The 18,879-nt window shown below is 41.9% G+C and carries 20 protein-coding genes; 10 read left to right on the top strand and 10 right to left on the bottom strand.

Annotated elements, in window-relative coordinates:
• Positions 1 to 21: 21 nt before the first annotated feature.
• Positions 22 to 567, bottom strand: a complete 546-nt coding sequence (locus FHG64_RS10125; protein ID WP_139066291.1) for a 3-hydroxyanthranilate 3,4-dioxygenase — start codon at positions 565 to 567, stop codon at positions 22 to 24.
• A 242-nt stretch (positions 568 to 809) separates the two neighbouring features.
• On the opposite strand from FHG64_RS10125, the gene FHG64_RS10120 reads away from it, so the two are divergent.
• From FHG64_RS10120 to FHG64_RS10095, 6 genes are all read left to right on the top strand, one after another.
• On the top strand, positions 810 to 1,901 hold the full coding sequence (locus FHG64_RS10120) for an isoaspartyl peptidase/L-asparaginase family protein (protein WP_139066290.1): 1,092 nt from the start codon (positions 810 to 812) through the stop codon (positions 1,899 to 1,901).
• Between the two features lie 133 nt (positions 1,902 to 2,034).
• Positions 2,035 to 2,532, top strand: a complete 498-nt coding sequence (locus FHG64_RS10115) for a GbsR/MarR family transcriptional regulator (RefSeq protein WP_139066289.1) — start codon at positions 2,035 to 2,037, stop codon at positions 2,530 to 2,532.
• A 23-nt stretch (positions 2,533 to 2,555) separates the two neighbouring features.
• Entirely contained in the window at positions 2,556 to 3,662 is a 1,107-nt protein-coding gene (locus FHG64_RS10110; RefSeq protein WP_139066288.1) for an efflux RND transporter periplasmic adaptor subunit, read from the top strand.
• Between the two features lie 6 nt (positions 3,663 to 3,668).
• Positions 3,669 to 6,812, top strand: coding sequence for an efflux RND transporter permease subunit (locus tag FHG64_RS10105; RefSeq protein WP_139066287.1), 3,144 nt, complete (start codon positions 3,669 to 3,671; stop codon positions 6,810 to 6,812).
• 5 nt (positions 6,813 to 6,817) lie between these two features.
• On the top strand, positions 6,818 to 8,203 hold the full coding sequence (locus FHG64_RS10100) for an efflux transporter outer membrane subunit (protein WP_139066286.1): 1,386 nt from the start codon (positions 6,818 to 6,820) through the stop codon (positions 8,201 to 8,203).
• Positions 8,204 to 8,320: 117 nt separating this feature from the next.
• Complete coding sequence (locus tag FHG64_RS10095; protein WP_168191349.1) at positions 8,321 to 8,905, top strand: phosphatase PAP2 family protein; 585 nt, start codon at positions 8,321 to 8,323, stop codon at positions 8,903 to 8,905.
• 173 nt (positions 8,906 to 9,078) lie between these two features.
• Here the strand turns inward: FHG64_RS10095 and FHG64_RS10090 are convergent, their stop codons facing one another.
• Genes FHG64_RS10090 through FHG64_RS10075 form a run of 4 tightly spaced genes read right to left on the bottom strand, consistent with a single transcriptional unit; the run spans position 9,079 to position 11,046 of the window.
• On the bottom strand, positions 9,079 to 9,360 hold the full coding sequence (locus tag FHG64_RS10090; RefSeq protein ID WP_139066284.1) for a GNAT family N-acetyltransferase: 282 nt from the start codon (positions 9,358 to 9,360) through the stop codon (positions 9,079 to 9,081).
• A 52-nt stretch (positions 9,361 to 9,412) separates the two neighbouring features.
• Positions 9,413 to 9,901 carry a YciI family protein gene (locus tag FHG64_RS10085; RefSeq protein ID WP_139066283.1) on the bottom strand — a complete coding sequence of 163 codons (489 nt, stop codon included), beginning with the start codon at positions 9,899 to 9,901 and terminating at the stop codon, positions 9,413 to 9,415.
• A gap of 9 nt (positions 9,902 to 9,910) precedes the next feature.
• Positions 9,911 to 10,381, bottom strand: a complete 471-nt coding sequence (locus tag FHG64_RS10080) for a CYTH domain-containing protein (protein ID WP_139066282.1) — start codon at positions 10,379 to 10,381, stop codon at positions 9,911 to 9,913.
• Between the two features lie 2 nt (positions 10,382 to 10,383).
• On the bottom strand, positions 10,384 to 11,046 hold the full coding sequence (locus FHG64_RS10075) for an NAD(P)H-binding protein (protein WP_139066281.1): 663 nt from the start codon (positions 11,044 to 11,046) through the stop codon (positions 10,384 to 10,386).
• A 146-nt stretch (positions 11,047 to 11,192) separates the two neighbouring features.
• On the opposite strand from FHG64_RS10075, the gene dinB reads away from it, so the two are divergent.
• Positions 11,193 to 12,284, top strand: a complete 1,092-nt coding sequence (gene dinB, locus FHG64_RS10070) for a DNA polymerase IV (RefSeq protein ID WP_139066280.1) — start codon at positions 11,193 to 11,195, stop codon at positions 12,282 to 12,284.
• A gap of 56 nt (positions 12,285 to 12,340) precedes the next feature.
• On the opposite strand, the gene pyk is transcribed toward dinB, so the two are convergent.
• From pyk to FHG64_RS10045, 5 genes are all read right to left on the bottom strand, one after another.
• A complete protein-coding gene (pyk, locus tag FHG64_RS10065; RefSeq protein ID WP_139066279.1) occupies positions 12,341 to 13,771 on the bottom strand; it encodes a pyruvate kinase in 1,431 nt (476 codons plus the stop codon).
• Entirely contained in the window at positions 13,771 to 14,256 is a 486-nt protein-coding gene (locus tag FHG64_RS10060) for an IPExxxVDY family protein (protein WP_139066278.1), read from the bottom strand. Before FHG64_RS10060 ends, pyk begins: the two co-directional genes overlap by 1 nt.
• A 107-nt stretch (positions 14,257 to 14,363) precedes the next feature.
• Positions 14,364 to 15,101, bottom strand: a complete 738-nt coding sequence (gene rnc / locus FHG64_RS10055) for a ribonuclease III (protein WP_139066277.1) — start codon at positions 15,099 to 15,101, stop codon at positions 14,364 to 14,366.
• Between the two features lie 6 nt (positions 15,102 to 15,107).
• Entirely contained in the window at positions 15,108 to 16,361 is a 1,254-nt protein-coding gene (gene fabF, locus FHG64_RS10050) for a beta-ketoacyl-ACP synthase II (protein WP_139066276.1), read from the bottom strand.
• A 15-nt stretch (positions 16,362 to 16,376) separates the two neighbouring features.
• Complete coding sequence (locus FHG64_RS10045) at positions 16,377 to 16,610, bottom strand: acyl carrier protein (RefSeq protein ID WP_139066275.1); 234 nt, start codon at positions 16,608 to 16,610, stop codon at positions 16,377 to 16,379.
• A gap of 161 nt (positions 16,611 to 16,771) precedes the next feature.
• Between FHG64_RS10045 and purN the strand changes: the two genes are divergently transcribed.
• From purN to FHG64_RS10030, 3 genes are all read left to right on the top strand, one after another.
• On the top strand, positions 16,772 to 17,356 hold the full coding sequence (gene purN / locus FHG64_RS10040; protein WP_139066274.1) for a phosphoribosylglycinamide formyltransferase: 585 nt from the start codon (positions 16,772 to 16,774) through the stop codon (positions 17,354 to 17,356).
• A gap of 4 nt (positions 17,357 to 17,360) precedes the next feature.
• Complete coding sequence (gene rnhA / locus FHG64_RS10035) at positions 17,361 to 17,822, top strand: ribonuclease HI (RefSeq protein ID WP_285897169.1); 462 nt, start codon at positions 17,361 to 17,363, stop codon at positions 17,820 to 17,822.
• Between the two features lie 86 nt (positions 17,823 to 17,908).
• Positions 17,909 to 18,847: a PfkB family carbohydrate kinase gene (locus tag FHG64_RS10030; RefSeq protein WP_139066272.1), complete on the top strand. Its 939-nt coding sequence runs from the start codon at positions 17,909 to 17,911 to the stop codon at positions 18,845 to 18,847.
• Positions 18,848 to 18,879 lie beyond the last annotated feature (32 nt).

The following is an 18,879-nucleotide window of genomic DNA, read 5'->3' as shown; positions in this document are numbered from 1 at the left end:
AGGAAAGGCATATATCAAATTCTAGCCTTTTTCAGCAGCCATAAACCTTTCATCTGCCTCCATTACGGTACCGCAATTATCACAGGTGCGCAGCTCTTTACTTTGGTAGAAATGCTTAAAATGTTTTAGGAAATCTGTCTCAATATTTTCAAGTGGAAAATACACTTCATATAACTTATTATTACAATTATCACAAAACCATAACAAGCCGTCTTCCCCTTCTTCTCCCAATCTCTTTCTTTCTATGACAAGACCAATGGAACCTTCGTGACGCACAGGAGAGTGAGGGATCTTACCCGGGTGAAGGTACATATCTCCAGGTCCCAGCTGCATGGTTTTTTTTTCACCATTTTCCTGCACATGCACCTCTATAGTACCCTCCAGTTGATAAAATAGTTCTTCGGTCTCATTGTAATGATAGTCTTTACGTGCATTTGGGCCTCCTACCACCATTACGATGTAATCTTCAGATTCTTTGTAGACATTCTTATTTCCAACCGGTGGCTTTAGAAGATCTCGATTTTGTTCTATCCACTTATTGAGATTGAAAGGTTTATTGATCGCCATAGCTATTGTTTTTATTTCTTAAAATTAAGCATTATCTCTTACAAAAGCTGTTCTTCGTTGAAATGAATTGGGCGTGTGCCCCGGCACCGGGCTATACGCTTCAAGTCCTCGCCCGCAAAAAGGGCTCCGGGCTTTACGCTCCTATCCCTCACGCGGTTCAATTAGCCCAACAGTTCTCAATTGCCTGAAAAGCTAAAATTTATTTTCATACTTTTAAACCTTGCTTATCAACAAATATCACAATGAAAAAAATCTTACTCCTTTTATCCCTTACCGTAGCATTTTCCTGCAACCAGGCAGCAGAAGAAAAAAAACCAATTGGCGAAACTGCCGCCCCACCACAATCTGATAATATACAGGGTGACAATTTTGGGATTGTTATTCATGGTGGTGCTGGAACCATACTCAAAGAAAATATGACAGACTCCCTGGAGGCTGCCTATAAAGAGGTGCTGGAGGAAGCCATTCGCACAGGGCACCAGATCCTGGCCGATGGGGGTTCTTCTATAGAGGCCATCCAGCGAACTATAAATGTTATGGAGGATTCCCCGCTTTTCAATGCAGGGAAAGGAGCTGTTTTTACAAATGAGGAAACCAATGAGCTCGATGCAGCCATTATGGATGGGGAAACCTTGAACGCCGGCGCTATTGCGGGAGTAACCACAGTAAAAAACCCGATAAACCTTGCATTTGAGGTTATGAAGAATTCACCCCACGTATTACTTTCAGGCAAAGGAGCAGAGCAGTTTGCCGGTGAAAGAGGTATTGAGGTAGTAGACCCATCTTACTTTTTTGATGAAAAACGATTTAATGCCCTGCAAAGGATTAAAGATTCAGAAAAAACAGAACTGGACCACGATGCAGAAAAAATGGCTCTTTTGGATCCTTTTATCAAAGATTCTAAATTTGGAACTGTTGGTGCAGTCGCCCTGGATAAGAATGGAAATATCGCAGCAGGTACTTCTACAGGGGGAATGACAAATAAAAAATGGAACCGCATTGGCGACGTGCCAATAATTGGTGCCGGTACTTATGCCAATAATGCTACCTGTGCAGTCTCTGCCACAGGCTGGGGAGAGTATTTCATTCGCGGGGTAGTGGCTTACGATATTTCTGCAATGATGGAATACCGCAAAATGAGTTTACAGGAAGCAGCTACCGCAGTAATACAGGATAAGCTTACAGAACTTGGAGGAGAAGGCGGGATCATAGCCATCGATGCCAAAGGCAATATCGCTATGGAATTTAATTCAGCCGGGATGTATCGTGCAGCTATGAACAGGGATGGGGAACTTACATTAGGGATCTATACTGAAAATGAGAAAGCCGAATAAGAGTTAACCATTTCTACCATAAAAAACCTCCCGCTATTTTTATCTAGCGGGATTTTTTTTAACAATAAATTAGGTTTTGATGGTTCGGTTTAATCCGAACTAATCGATAGTTTTGCAGCCCTAAAACCTTGAAATGACTAAAAGCGAACTTCGGCGGGAAAAAATGGAACTCATAGAACAAATGGGGGTACTATTTGAAAAGGAGAATCTCGCTCCCCTGGCGGCCCGTATTTTTGCAACTGTCATCCTTACCGGCAAGCAGGGAATAACATTTGATGAGTTGGTAAATGACCTAAACACCAGTAAGAGCACCGTTTCAACTCATTTGGAGTACCTGCAGGCAACCAACCGCGTACAATATTTCACAAAAACCGGTGACCGGAAAAGGTATTTTACTATCAATCCTTCCCTCATGGTTAACGTGTTAGATGATATGCTGGTTAAGTGGGAATCCCAAAAGAATGTTCACGAGAAGGTCCTGGTATATAAGAAAAAGCACAATGAGCTGGCCGAAAAAGAACAGGGGGTCTTGTTTGACCTTGAGTTCCAAAGGGATTATCTCACCTTTTTAAATGAAGCTACCACCTCAATCCAAAAATTGAAAGAAAAGATTAGCCAAAGAAATCTTTAATAAATCTGCAAGTTATTATCTTTATGAAAAAGATATTCTCAATAGTATGCCTTGGCATGATACTTCTTTCCTGCGGGGACAAGAACCAGGAGCAGGCCCAGGCACCCGCAACCTATCCAGTTATAGAAGTACCTGTACGCACGGTGACAGATTACTCCTCATTCCCGGCAAATATTGAAGGTACCATTAACAGTGCTGTAAGGGCAAAAGTTCCGGGATATATAACCCGGGTACTGGTAGATGAGGGGGAACAGGTGAAGCGAGGACAGCTCCTTTTTACTCTTGAAACAGAATCTCTCACCCAGGACGCTGAAGCTGCCAGGGCTGCCGTTAATGCCGCTCAGGTGGAAGTTGATAAACTGGTGCCACTTGTTGAAAAGAATATTATTAGTGAAGTGCAGCTTGAAACGGCAAAGGCTCAACTTTCCCAGGCAAAAAGCAATTACAACAGCATCACAGCAAACATAGGATATGCCAACATTAAAAGTCCCGTGGACGGCTATGTAGGTGCAATCAATTTTAGAAGTGGGAATTTGGTAAGCCCGGGAGATGCACAACCGCTCACGACTGTATCCCAGGCAGAAGAAGTTTATGCCTTCTTTGCTATGAATGAGGCAGATTATTATGAGTTCATGGAAGAGGCAGAGGGTAATTCCCGGCAGGAAAAGCTTGATAATATGCCCCCGGTAAAACTCATACTTGCTGGTGACAGGGAATATAAATATGAGGGAGAAATAAAGACTATTAACCCACAGGTAGATGCAGGGACCGGGACCGTGAATTTTAGAGCTACCTTCCCAAATCCGGAAGGACTACTTGCTACGGGAAATTCCGGTCGAATCCTCATTCCACGAACCTATGAAAATGTGATGGTGATCCCTTCAAAAGCTACATATGAAGCCCAGGGAAGGATCTACACATTCAGGCTGGATGAAGGAGACACCGTGCGTAATACTTTACTACAGGGAAATAAAAAAATTGGTGACCTACTTATTGTGCAAGCTGGTATAAATGCAGGGGACAGGATTGTAGCAGAAGGAGTTGCCAAATTAAGGGATGGCCAAAGGATCACTCCAAATCCTACAGAATTAGATAGCATCGCTGGACAAATCCAACCCGTTTTTAAATAGAATACTATGTTAAGAATATTCATTGAACGGCCGGTACTGTCTACAGTAATATCAATTATCCTGGTGATCCTGGGTTTACTGAGCATGCAAACCCTTCCGGTTACCCAATACCCAGATATTGCTCCTCCCACGGTACAAATTAATGTAGGATATCCCGGTGCTAATGCAGAAACCCTACTGGAGAGTGTTATAATTCCAATCGAGGAGCAAATAAACGGGGTGGAAGGAATGACCTACATCACTTCCAGTGCGAGTAATGATGGTAATGGGAGCATACAGGTCTTCTTTGACCAGGATATTGATCCCGATATTGCAGCAGTGAATGTGCAAAACCGTGTTTCCCGGGCCAATGCGCTTTTACCTCAAGCCGTTATCCAAAATGGTATTACGGTACAAAAACAGCAAACCAGTGCGCTCATGTACTTTTCCATTTATTCCAGCAATGAGGAATATGATGGCACCTTTTTGGAAAACTATATGAATATTAATATGATCCCTGAGCTCCAACGTATAAATGGTGTGGGGGAAGCGAGATCGTTTGGGGGAAGGACTTATGCCATGCGCATTTGGCTACAGCCCGAAAGGATGGCGAGTTATAACCTTGTCCCATCAGATATTAGAGCAGCTTTAAACGAGCAAAGTCTTGAAGCCGCAGCAGGATCTATTGGTCAAAACAGCGGGGAGAGCTTTGAATATGTACTCAGGTATAGGGGTCGTTACAAAACCGTGGAGGAATATGAGAACATTATTCTAAGGGCTGAAGAAAATGGACGCATCCTGCGCCTTAAGGATGTGGCCAATGTTGAACTCGATGCCCAGGGCTATACCTCCAAGATCCTTGTAAATGGTTTACCCGGGATTAACGTGGGGGTGTTCCAAACCCCGGGATCAAATGCCCAGGAGATCATTCTGGACATTGAGGAAACCCTGGAGAATTTAAAAAAGGATTTTCCTGTGGGTGTGGATTACTATGTGAATTACAACACCAATGATTTCCTAAGCGCTTCCATTTCCAAAGTAAGGACAACCCTTATTGAAGCTTTCGTACTGGTTTTCCTTGTTGTTCTTTTGTTCCTTCAGGATTTCAAGGCGACATTAATTCCCGCTATTGCGGTGCCGGTGTCAATAATTGGTACCTTCTTTTTCCTTAACCTATTTGGTTATAGCATCAATATGTTAACCCTATTTGCCCTGGTGCTCGCCATTGGGATCGTGGTAGATGATGCCATTGTAGTGGTGGAAGCAGTGTATGCTAAAATTGAAGGAGGAGCGCAATCAGCAAAGGCTGCTACTGTGACAGCGATGGATGAGATCGCCGGGGCGATAGTTTCCATCACCCTGGTAATGGCAGCGGTTTTTGTTCCTGTAACATTTCTTACAGGCCCCTCTGGAGTATTCTATCAGCAATTTGGGGTTACCCTTATCGTAGCCATACTTATTTCAGCAGTAAACGCATTAACCCTTAGTCCTGCCCTTTGTGCATTATTCTTAAAGCCGCATAATAATGAAGGTGAAAAGAAGAAAAATTTTCTTCAGCGGTTTTATATGGCTTTCAATGCCGGTTTTGAGGCAACAACCAGAAAATATACCAGATCTGTAGGATTTTTATACAGGCACAAATGGATAAGCGCCGTAATATTGGTTGCCGCTGTAGGCCTTACATTTTTAGCTTCCAGGAATACCCCAACGGGATTTGTTCCTACTGAAGACCGGGGGATCATATTTATGAACCTCGAATTGCCGGCAGGGGCATCGCTGGACAGGACTGCTGAAGTGACGGAAAGGTTATATAGAGAAGTAATCGAGATCCCCGGCGTAAGAGGGGCTTCTATGATCAACGGCAGGAATTTCTTCTCTGGAGCAGGAGGTTCTTATGCCCTGGGGTTTATTCCCCTTGATAATTGGGATAACCGTACGGAAGACAGCCTTTCAATAGAGGTCATTACTCAAAAGTTAAACCGCATTGCGGCCAGTACTGCACCAGATGCCACGATCAATTTCTTCCAGCCTCCAAGTATTCCCGGTTTTGGGGCTTCTGAAGGTTTTGAAGTGCAATTGCTGGATCGTACCGGGGGAGAATTTAGTGAACTTGACCGGGTAGCGACCGAATTCAGCGGAGCTCTTTCAGCACAAAATTCAATTGCTTTTGCAAATAATCCTTTTAATACCGAATTCCCCCAATACCAAATAGATATAGATATTGCCAGAGCAAAACAGAGCGGAGTCTCTGTGAACGAGATACTAAGTGTGTTGCAAGGCTATATTGGAGGCATATTCGCTGCAGACTTTAGCCGCTTTGGAAAGCAGTACAGGGTCTACATCCAGTCTCTACCTGAAGATCGCAATACCCCTCAAAGCCTGGATATGATGTATGTAAGAACTGAGGGTGGAGAGATGGCACCCATTAACCAGTTTATTTCGTTGGAAAGGGTTTACGGCCCGCAATCTGTAAGCAGGTTCAACCTTTTTAACGCTGTAAAACTCACAGGATCTGCTGCACCAGGATTTAGTTCTGGTGATGCCATTGGTGATGTGAACAGGCTGGCAGAAGAACTTCCGCAAGGTTTTGACATTGCATATTCGGGATTGACAAGAGAAGAGATATCTGCGGGGGGACAGGCGGTGACAATTTTCCTTTTAAGTATTCTATTTGTTTATTTCCTTCTGGCTGCCCAATATGAAAGCTATATAATTCCCTTTGCCGTATTGCTTTCACTTCCCATAGGAATTATGGGAGCCTTCGTTACCACCTGGCTTACCGGGCTTCAGAATAATATTTTTTTCCAGATAGCCCTTATAATGCTGTTGGGGCTCCTGGCTAAAAACGCAATCCTTATTGTAGAATTTGGAATTCAACGAAGGAGGGATGGGATGAGTATTGTAGATTCTGCCATTGATGCAGCAAAAGTAAGGCTGCGACCCATATTGATGACCTCTTTCGCTTTCATTTTGGGATTAATGCCTTTGGTGCTGGCCGGTGGGGTTGGTGCCGTGGGTAATCGTTCTATTGGAACAGGTGCTGTTGGAGGACTTTTGGCAGGGACAGTAATTGGGGTATTTATTATTCCAATTCTCTACATGCTTTTCCAATACCTGCATGAAAAAGTAAGTGGGCCGCCACAGCCTGCAGCAAAAAAAAATGAGGAGTGAGAACTATGAGAAAATTTTTCCTTTTAATTAGTGTATCTCTTTTGCTTCAATCATGTTTTGTGGCAAAAGATTATAACAGGCCTACGGTAGAAGTCCGGGAATCGTACAGAACAGATCAATTGCCTGCAGATAGTTTAAGTATGGCGCTGGTTTCCTGGAAGGAATTATTCCAGGATCCCGTATTACAGGCATATATTGAAGAAGGTCTTGAAAATAATATAGACATAAGGGTAGCCCTGCAGCAAATCAAGGCGGCAGAGGCCTATGTTAAACAAGGCCGTGCAGGATATTTTCCCACTTTTAACCTTGGAGCGGGAGTCAACCACCAGATCCTCTCCAGGAACAGCCAGTTTGGACGCCTCTTTGATGGCTCCATTACCCAATATGAAGCAACCGGAAATTTATCCTGGGAAGCAGATATTTGGGGAAGGATACGCAGTACAGATAGGGCTTTCCAGGCCTCCTACCTTCAAAGTGTTGCCGCACACCAGGCAGTAAAGACAGAGCTTATTGCTGCTATAGCCTCTACTTATTACCAGATCCTTGCCCTGGATGAACAAATAAAAATAACCCGGGAAACGGTGGGGAACCGGGAAAATAGCCTCGAGATAACCCGGGCTCTTAAAGAAGCAGGGAATGTGACAGAGGTAGGAGTGAAACAAACCGAAGCCCAGTTGTATACGGCCCAGGCAGTTGTCGTGCAGCTGGAAAACCAGCTACGTTTATTGGAAAACACATTATCTATCCTCCTGGGAGATGCCCCACGGAGTATCGAAAGAAGTAACCTGGATCAACAGGAGATCAATACGCCCCTGCACACAGGTGTTCCGGGAGAGTTGTTGGGAAACCGACCAGATGTAATTGCTGCAGAATATAACCTGCGAAATGCCTTTGAACTAACAAATGTTGCCCGCAGCAATTTTTATCCTTCACTTAGCTTAACTGCAGCCGGCGGTTTTCAAAGTCTGGATTTGGCAGAGTTATTCAATGTGAATTCGCTTTTTGCAAATCTCGCGGCTTCAATAGCTCAACCGGTTTTTAATCGCAGGCAAATACGAACTGAATTTGAAGCCTCACAGGCAAGGCAGGAAATAGCCTTGCTTGAGTTTCAACGCTCCCTTCTCATAGCTTCCAGGGAGGTCTCAGATGCTCTTTATAATTTCCAGGCGGCAACTGAAACTATTGAGATCAAGAATAACGAATTTGATGCTTACGACCAGGCTATGTCCTTTTCAGAGGAATTGTTAAATTATGGTTATGCCAATTACCTCGAAGTCCTGACTGCCAGGGAAAATGCTCTCAACTCCCAGCTCGAACTTGTAAATGCACGATTTAACAGGTTAAATGCTGTTGTGGAGCTATACCAGGCTCTAGGTGGGGGATGGCAGTAAATAAGGGTTTAGGATGAAGGAGTTAACACTACTTTTTAAGAAGAATGTGGTGTAATTCCTAATTTTAAGGTTCAACCTTAGAAAATGGCTTTTTTACCATTACTGAAAAAATCGATTTTGATTCTTACTGCTGGCTTCCTGGTGAAAACGGCCTTGGCATCGTATAGAAAAACCCAACCCGGCCTCAAAATTCTCAACTATGATGCAAAAAGTATTTTCCTTGGAATAAAGGATGTTTACCTGGGTCCCCGCAAATTGAAAGCAAGAGACCTATTAATTCTCGCTGCAATGGCGTTCACCATATTATCCCTTTACCGGTACGATGAAGAGATAAGCAACTGGTTCAGGCGGCGGGGTGAGACTGCACTCGTGGTCTTGAAGAATTTTGGCTGGTACTACGGCAGTCCTGAAAATCATTATATGATAAATGCAGGATTTTATCTTTATGGATTTTTCTTTAGAAATGAAGAAGTTAGAAAAGCCGGGACGCTTTTAATAACATCCTCTCTTGCTGCAGGGCTTCTTCAAACCATCCTTAAAATAATAACAGGCCGGGCAAGGCCTTTGCGCGAAGAGGGGAAATTTAGCTTTAAACCTGGAAGCAGGGAAAATTCATATTACTCTTTTCCCTCTGGTCATTCCATTTTGTCTTTTACCACTGCATATGCACTAGCTACACAGGTAAGACAACCCGCCTTGTAAATTGGCCTTTATCTCTTTGGTTCTATCGCACCACTTTCAAGATTATGGGCAGGAGCCCATTGGGTTACAGATGCTTTGACAAGTATTTTTATAAGTATCCCCCTTGTGAACAGGATCAATACTTTCCTTCAGGAAAAACGACAATACAGGCAAGGATTATAAAAAAGGCCTTGTTAAGCCAGAACATCCTTATACTTATCTGCCCGCTCCATAATCTTTCTTGCATAAGGGCACTTAGGTATGATCTTCATATTATTTTTCCTGGCGAAATCGGTAGCTTCGTCTACGAGCTTTTTTCCCACCCCCTGCCCCTGGTAATCGGGATCTACTTCTGTATGTTCAATAGTGAGCTTTTGTTCCTCGCTAATTGAATAGTTGATCTTTCCCGCTTCTTTATCCCTGTCTTTGGCAGTAATAACCCCACGGGCCTCGCTGTTGCTGTTTTGAAATTGCATATCTTTTTGATTTTAAGATAATAGTCTTTTAGCTGCTTAAAAAGGAATTAACTTAGTTTAACTTACCTCCTTTAGCTGTCCACCAGGGTTTAACCTCCACTTCAAGTCTTCCTGCCTTTACCATAGGGTCAAGACGGGCAAGGCTATCTGCTTCTTCTTGAGTAGGAGTGTTGTAAATAACTATTCCGCGAAGTTCTCCATCATCACCCATGGGCCCGGTAAGACTGGAATATCCTTCCTCATACATCCTGCTCAAGTGTGCAAGATGTTCCTTTTGAAGCCTTGCAACTTCTGTAGAATCCTGAGACCTGTTTTTACCTGCTTTAAGAAATACAATATAATATTGCTGCATAAGATACGTGGAGTCTCCCTCCCCGTACATAAAAGTTTGATAGCCTTTATCGCGTAGTTCCTGTGCCTGTACATCAATCGAGGGCTTTTGAACTTCGACTGCAGCAGGTGCAGGAACTCCCCGCACTTTTTCGACCGGTTGATTACAGGCTGCCAGACCAAGTAATGATAACAGAATATATCTTTTCATAAGAATTCATTATTTCCAGTTCCTATATGGATTTTTAATTAATTGAGAATTATAATATTTGGTTTGTCCCGTGACTTCCTCTCCAAGCCAGGCGGGCGGTTCAATTTCTTCGGAAAGGTGATTTAACTCCACTTCAGCAACCACCAGCCCATCATTTTCTCCTGAAAATTCATCTATTTCAAATATATGCTTTCCGTGTTTCACCAGGTAACGTTGTTTTTCGATAATTCCGGGTTCACATAATTTTAGAAGGTCCTCAGCATCTGTAACGTCTATTTCTTTTTCCCATTCATACCTTTGGAGGCCATCACTGGAAGACTTTCCTTTTATGGTGATAAATGCTCCATATCCCATGATCCTTATACGAACTGTACGTTCCGGATGCGTATTGAGGAAACCCTGTGAAATTCTTGTTTCCTGAAAAGCCTTTAGCCGGTACGTATTGGATTTTACAAGGAATTTTCTTTCAATCTCTATCATATTTAATCCTCCTTACCTGCTATTTCTTTTATTTCATTGGAAGGGATAAAAGTCTTTGTATATCCCTCTCCTGCTACCTTGATCATTGCTGCTGCTATTATCGCCGGTTGTATGGATCTGTATTTTTTTAATGGACCAATCATTAGAGGATTTAAAACCTTCATGACTTTTTTAGCTATATTCTCCCCTGTTCGGCTTTCAACACGGTCTCCTGCAATCAAGGAAGGCTGAAAGATATAAGTATTTGGCAGCTTTTGTTCCAGGATGTCCTTTTCCATTTCACCTTTGATCCTGTTATAGAAGATCTTGCTTTCGCTGCTGGCACCCAGGGCAGAAATTACAGTGTAAACAGGGATGTTATTTTCAGCAGCCAGCTTTGCGGCAGCAACCGGTATACCATAATCGACCTTACGATAGGTTTCCTCATTGGGAGTTTTGGCTTTTGTAGTTCCCACACAGCAATATACTTCATCTCCTGTGAAAAGCTGTTTTTGGTCTTCAAGCTTAAAAAGGTCTATCAGGTACTCCTCGATCTTATTATCTTTAACAGCTACACTGCTTCTGGAAAAAAGTTTGACCTTTGAATAATTAGGATCCTCAAGTAATTTTTGAAGCAAAATTCCTCCGGTAAGGCCTGTTGCTCCAAGTATGATTGCTGTTTTCATAATTGCCCCTTTTGAACATGAAAGCTTAACTTCCACTTCGTCTATAGTTTAAAGATAGTTTTTTACGTGCAATATTCGAAGTATCCTGCGATAACTAAAATACTAAGCTGTATTTCTTTAAATAGTAGTTTTATTAAATTTACAGGGTGGGAGAAGAAAATTATTTGAGGAAGATCATTCATATTGATATGGATGCATTTTATGCCTCTGTAGAGCAGCTGGACAATCCTGAATTACGTGGAAAAGCCATAGCGGTTGGGGGCAGTGAGGAACGCGGGGTTGTAGCTGCAGCAAGTTATGAGGCCAGGGAATTTGGGGTGCGCAGTGCGATGAGCAGCATTATAGCTAAAAGAAATTGTCCTCACCTAATATTTGTTAAACCACGTTTTGAAAGGTACCGGCAAATCTCGAATAAAATAAGGGCTATATTTCTGGAGTACACAGACCTGGTGGAGCCACTTTCCCTGGATGAAGCATATCTTGATGTCACCCAAAATAAAAAAGGCCATCCCAGTGCCACCCTCATTGCGCGCGAAATACGGGAGAAAATTAAATTGGAAACAGGGCTAAATGCCTCAGCCGGAATTTCAATAAATAAATTTATTGCCAAGGTCGCTAGCGATATCAATAAACCAAATGGACAAAAAACCATCAACCCCGAAGAAGTAGAAGAATTTCTGGAAAATCTGCAAATAAGGAAGTTTCATGGGGTGGGAAAAGTTACTGCTGAGAAAATGTACCAGCTGGGAATCTTTAAAGGATTTGACCTAAAGCAGAAGAGTGAAGAATTTCTCACTGAACATTTTGGAAAGAGCGGAGCTCATTATTATAATGTGGTACGGGGAATACATCTTAGTGAGGTAAAACCAAACAGGATAAGAAAATCCCTTGGTGCCGAAAGGACGTTTGATGAGAATATATCCTCTGAGATTTTTATGCTGGAACGACTATCTAATATTGCCGAAGAGATTGAACGCCGGCTACAAAAAAGTAAAGTAGCTGGAAAGACAATCACTTTAAAGATAAAATACAGTGATTTTAGTCTTCATACCCGCAGCAAGACCCTGCCTTACTATATATCTTCCAGGGACCTTGTCCTGGAGACTGCCCGGGAACTGCTATACCAGGAAAAGATGAAGAATTCTGTAAGATTATTAGGCATATCCCTTTCCAATCTTAATACTGAAAAACCTGAAAAGAAAGATGAGATTGCCGTGCAACTTAAGTTTGAATTCTAAATAAGAAAAAGCCGGAAAAAGTAATTTTCCGGCTTTAATATTCAATTAAATTCTATTTAAAGGATCTCAGAAACCCGAAGTGTATTAACCATACCCTTATCTGTAATAGGCATAGCTGCAAGATTAATTACAAAATCTCCCTTCTCCACATATTTACTTTCCAGTGCGATTTGATTTATGTCTTCAATAGTCTCATCGGTACTGGCATATTTATCATAGAAAAATGCCCTTACTCCCCATAATAAACTCAACTGGGAAAGAATTCTCCTGTTTGATGTAAAAACAAGTATATTGGATTCTGGCCTCCAGGCAGATATCTGGAATGCGGTATACCCACTGTTTGTCAAGGTACAAATAGCCTTGGCCTTGATCTCATTTGCCATAATAGCAGCGTGATAACAAACGGCTTTTGTAATATATCTCCTTGTTCTAATATGTGGTGGGTCATGAGGCACCTTGATCAACGGTGAATTCTCCACACTCTTAATGATCTGTGTCATCTTCTGGATCACCTGCACAGGGTAATTCCCAACAGAGGTTTCCCCGCTTAACATTACAGCATCTGCACCATCCATTACAGAGTTTGCCACGTCATTAACCTCTGCCCTGGTTGGGGTAAGGCTTGTGATCATAGTTTCCATCATTTGGGTGGCTATGATAACCGGTATCCTGGCTTTTTTAGCGGTTAGTACAAGTTGCTTTTGAATAAGCGGCACTTCCTGTGCCGGGATCTCCACTCCCAGGTCTCCTCTTGCTACCATTAAACCATCACAATAAGCTACGATCTTATCTATATTTCGCACCCCCTCAGGTTTTTCGATCTTCGAGATGATAGGAATTTTATGGTCGCTATGTTCTTTAATAAGATTTTGCAGTTCAATGAGATCATGTTCATGTCTCACAAAGGATAGTGCCATCCAGTCCACTTTTTGCTCACAGGCAAAAATAGCATCCTGCACATCCTTTTCGGTGAGGGCAGGAAGTGAGATATTTGTATTTGGAAGGTTTACCCCTTTCTTTGATTTCAATGGACCACCCTGTATAACACGGGTTACCACCTCATCCTTTTTATTTGTACTTACTATCTCAAATATCAATTTACCATCATCAAGTAAGATTCTCTCTCCTTTTTGCACATCCTGTGGAAATTGATCATAATTCATATAAACCCTGGAAGCCGTTCCCTTGAATTCCTTACCTGTAGCAAATATGATCTGGTCACCGGGATTTACGACAACCTCCTCTTTCATTATTCCCACCCTTAACTTAGGGCCCTGAAGATCTGCAAGAATAGCAGCACTGTATCCAAATTCCTCATTTAGGTCCCGTATCATTTGGATCCTTTCCTTTACATCATCATAGTTGGCATGGGAAAAATTGACCCTAAACACGTTAACCCCTTCCTCCATCATATCTTTTAAAACAGATTTTGAGCTGGTTGCAGGGCCTAAGGTGGCTACGATCTTCGTTCTTTTGTTTGCTGGCATTATTCTAAAATTAAATTATTTTTTGATTTAAGTTGATCTACATCAACCGTATAAGCTGTGATAATATGTGGTATGGAAACTAATTTTCCCACCAGTGCATTTACCTCCCGTGGCTCCAAATCCTCCTCTACTTTAAGAAAATAATCCACATCCTTAAATTCCGGTATGAGATATGTGATTTGAGGAGAAACCTCTTCCTCAACAAAAAGGGAACCTGAGCTAATTACCTTTTTTACTTCCCCTTTGAATTTATTCTTTATGAGATGAAAAGCGCGGTACTTTTCAGGTTGTTTAAAAGAATATAAAGGATACAGCGCCTGCACTTCCCCGTGATTAAAATCTACATCTACTGCAGCACGTTTTAACTGGAACTGGAGAAATTTATTGAGATAAAATGCTAATTTATACTCTTCCAATGAGCTGTGCAGGGCGAGTAGATGATAATCTTCTTCCACATCTTCCAACACTAACTTATGGGCTAACATACATCTAATCTTTAGTGATAAAGATAAAATAAGATTGCCAAATTATGATATTTTTAGGGCTATTTTTAGGATATATCTACGAAAACGTTATAGTATTCCGTGATTTATTATTCTACTTCTATTCGATTTTGAAGGGCATAAAAAGCTCTTTTTGAAGCTTTTTCCTCTGCCTTCTTTTTAGAGGTAGCCCGGGCCTTGGCTACGACCCTTCCTTCAATTCTAAGTTTTACGGCAAAGTGTTTCACCTCATCGTTGCCGGTGTCATCATAAATCTCGAAATTAAAATTCTTCTTTGTTTTTTGACACCACTCAATAAGAAGGCTTTTGTAGCTTATAACCCTTCCCTCCAGCTGTTCGATATCTACATATGGATTGATGACCCTCTCATAAATAAAACGCTTGCAGTATTTATATCCGCGGTCCCAATAGATGGCTCCAATAAGGGCTTCAAATAAATTCCCATGAATATTAGCGCCAAATTGGTCTTTGGGAATATTTGTTTGAACAAAATCAATTAGGTCCAGGTCCTTTCCCAGCTCGTTTAAGTGTTTACGGCTTACGACCTTGGATCGCATCTTGGTAAGATAACCTTCATTGCCGCCGGGAACTGTTTTAAACAAATAGCCGGCTATAACTGCACTAAGCATGGCGTCACCCAGGAATTCGAGTCTTTCAAAATTAACCGCATTCCCCTGTTTATCCTTTTGGTTGAGCGACCGGTGCGTAAAGGCTTTTTGATAATGCGCAACATCCTTTGGTTTAAATCCAAGGATCTTATGCATAGCAATAAAAAAATTCCCGTCTTTAGAAGAGCGGGAATTTAATATTTTTCGAATAACACTCATGTGCGATTATTCAGTGAATTTTTTGAAAAGCACACATGCATTATGTCCTCCAAAACCAAAAGTATTACTCATCACCACGTTCACATCCCGCTCCTGCGCCTTATTAAGGGTAAGATTTAATTCAGGATCTATATTTTCATCCCTGTGTTCGTGATTGATAGTAGGAGGTACAATTCCATGTTTCATTGACAAAATAGCCGAGATAGCTTCAACAGCACCGGCTGCACCAAGTAAATGGCCAGTCATGGATTTCGTGGAATTGATATTAATATTTTTGGCATGTTCTCCAAATACAATGCTTATAGCCTTCAATTCTGCCACATCCCCTAGAGGAGTGGAGGTACCGTGGGTGTTGATGGCATCTACATCTTCAGGTTTGATCCCGGCATTTTGCAAACAGTTTTTCATAACTGCCACAACCCCGGTTCCTTCGGGATGAGGAGCCGTCATATGATATGCATCAGATGATAACCCGCCGCCAATAAATTCAGCATATATTTTTGCTCCGCGAGCCTTTGCGTGCTCATATTCTTCCAGGACAATTGCCCCTGCTCCCTCTCCCAATACAAATCCATCTCTGGTAGCATCGAAAGGTCTTGAAGCGGTTTCAGGACTTTCATTTCTGGTAGACAAGGCATGCATGGCGTTGAAACCGCCCATTCCGGCCTTGGTCACTGCAGCCTCAGATCCTCCTGAAATTATAATATCGCTGTAACCCAGCCTTATATAATTCAAAGCATCTATCATAGCGTTTGCAGCTGATGCACAAGCAGAAACAGTAGTATAATTTGGACCCATAAGACCGTGACGAATAGAGATATTACCCGGGGCAATATCTGCTATCATCTTTGGAATAAAAAAGGGATTGAAACGGGGAGTGCCGTCACCATTTGCAAAATTGGTAACTTCATCCTGAAAAGTTTCCAGGCCTCCTATTCCCGCACCCCAAATCACACCTACACGATACTTATCGATGGTATTCATATCTATACCGGAGTCTTTTATAGCCTCATCTGAAGCTACTATGGCATACTGGGCAAACCTGTCCAGTTTCCTTGCCTCCTTGCGGTCAAAAAATTCAAGAACATCGAAGTTTTTGAGTTCACAAGCGAATTTAGTTTTGAATTTTTCAGAATCGAAATAGGTTATAGGAGCACAACCACTTTTACCGGCCACCAATCCATCCCAATATTCTTCAACATTGTTCCCAATAGGTGTCAAGGCTCCCAGGCCTGTAACTACAACTCGCTTTAACTCCATAAAATGCTTTTCTTTTTATTTTGCGTTTTCAATATAAGAAATTGCCTGACCAACTGTAGCAATGTTTTCTGCCTGGTCGTCTGGAATCTGGATATCAAATTCCTTCTCGAATTCCATGATTAATTCCACAGTGTCTAATGAATCAGCGCCCAAGTCGTTGGTGAAGCTGGCTTCGTTTACAACTTCATTCTCGTCAACTCCCAATTTGTCAACGATAATCGCTTTTACTCTTGATGCAATGTCTGACATAATATTCTATTTTAATTTTGATTAGGTGGCAAAAATAAAAAACTTTATTTTAAAACCGGTTTTTAGTTTAAAAATGTGGTTCTAATTTACGTAAATTTCATTTAAACCCTTTATTTTTACGTCTTAATTATTGTTAACTCCGCCTTGAACCGCCCTTTTCTATGCCTCCAGCCAAAATTGTGATCTTCGCCTCCGGTAACGGAACCAATGCTGAAAACATCATAAAATATTTCCAAAACACTCAAACAGCAGAGGTTATTGCCGTTTTTTCCAATAACAGAAAAGCCCCTGTTCTCAAAAAAGCGCACGACCTGGGAGTGAAAGCGCTTCATTTTGATCGTGAATCCTTTTATGAGACCAATGAGATGCTCAATGTCCTAAAAGACCTGAATCCAAATCTCATTGTTCTGGCAGGGTTTCTATGGCTTTTCCCAAACAAGATCCTCAAAAAATTTCCGAACAGGGTCATTAACCTCCACCCTGCCCTCTTGCCAAAATTTGGTGGTAAGGGAATGTTTGGTGATGCTGTACATAAGGCAGTAATTGACCAGAAGGAGGTAGAAACAGGCATTACCATTCATTTTGTGAATGAAAAATATGATGAAGGCAAAACAATTTTCCAGGCTACTATTCCTGTTGATGACAATATGACCGCCTCCCATCTGGCCGGGAAGATCCATGAGCTGGAATATGAACATTTCCCGCTGGTAATAGAAGATCTCCTCAAGCAGCAAAAAGGTGAATGATCCTATGGTACATATTTATACAGATGGGGCTGCAAGAGGCAATCCCGGGCCAGGCGGCTATGGGATCGTTATGGAATGGGTTGGAAAACCATACAAAAAGGAATTTTCAAAAGGATTTAAACACACCACCAATAACAGGATGGAACTCCTAGCTGTTATAGAAGCCCTCCGGAAATTAAAAAATCCCGGAACCAGGGCAGTTGTATTCACAGATTCCAAATATGTTGTGGACGCAGTGAGCAAGGGCTGGATCTTTGGCTGGGAAAAAAAGAATTTTAAAGATCGCAAGAACACAGACCTATGGAAGGAATTCCTGGTCGAGTACAGGAAACATACGGTCGATTTTAAATGGATAAGGGGACATAATAATCATCCTCAAAATGAACGCTGCGATACCCTGGCAGTCGCAGCTTCCAAACAGCCACGCCTACTTATAGACGAAGGTTTTCAAGAGCAACAAAATTAATAAACCCATTCTCCTTAAAGTTTGTGATTTCCCCTATTCCTTGTAAAACATCATGTATATTTGCACCTCAAAATTGAAATCCTGTTATGAGTAAATTATTGATAGTAGGCACAGTAGCCTTCGATGCAATTGAAACCCCTTTTGGTAAAACCGATAAGATCCTGGGTGGTGCCGCAACATATATTGGACTGTCATCTTCCCGTTTTAATATAGACAATGCGATAGTCTCTATAGTAGGGGAAGATTTCCCACAAGAGCATCTTGACCTTCTTACCGGCAATGGTATTAATATAGACGGAATTGAGATAGTAAAAGGAGGAAAGACCTTCTTTTGGAGCGGCAAATACCATAATGACCTTAATACCAGGGACACCCTGGAAACACAATTAAATGTGCTTGCAGATTTTAACCCTGTAGTTCCGGAGAGTTATAAGGATGCCGAGATCGTAATGCTTGGAAACCTGCACCCATTAGTACAATTAAGCGTGCTGGAACAGGTAGAAAACCCAAAATTAGTTGTCCTGGACACTATGAACTTTTGGATGGACAATACGTGGGATGACCTTATGAAAGTCATCGCAAAAGTAGATGTGATCACTATAAATGATGAAGAAGCGAGACAGCTAACCGGGGAACATTCCCTGGTAAGAGCTGCCAGAAAAATCGAGGAATTGGGCCCTAAATACGTGGTCATTAAAAAAGGGGAGCACGGCGCCTTGTTGTTCCATAAGGAAAAAGTATTCTTTGCCCCGGCGCTGCCACTGGAAGATGTATTTGACCCAACGGGAGCAGGAGACACCTTCGCAGGAGGTTTTGTAGGTTACCTTGCACAAACAGAAGATATCTCTTTTGAAAATATGAAGAATGCTGTGATCTACGGTTCAGGTCTTGCCTCTTTTTGTGTCGAAAAATTTGGCACAGAGAGAATGGAAAAGCTGGATCTTGATGAAATAGACTCGCGCATGCAGGAATTTAAAAGTCTTACACAATTCGATATAAAACTTTCTCCTAATAGAGCCCTGTAATTTCAGGGCTTTTTTTGTGACTAAGAAACCTT

This window comes from Antarcticibacterium flavum (assembly GCF_006159205.1).
Lineage (GTDB): Bacteria > Bacteroidota > Bacteroidia > Flavobacteriales > Flavobacteriaceae > Gillisia > Gillisia flava.
Note: the sequence above shows the minus strand (reverse complement) of the source record. Positions and strands in the feature narration are given on the sequence as shown.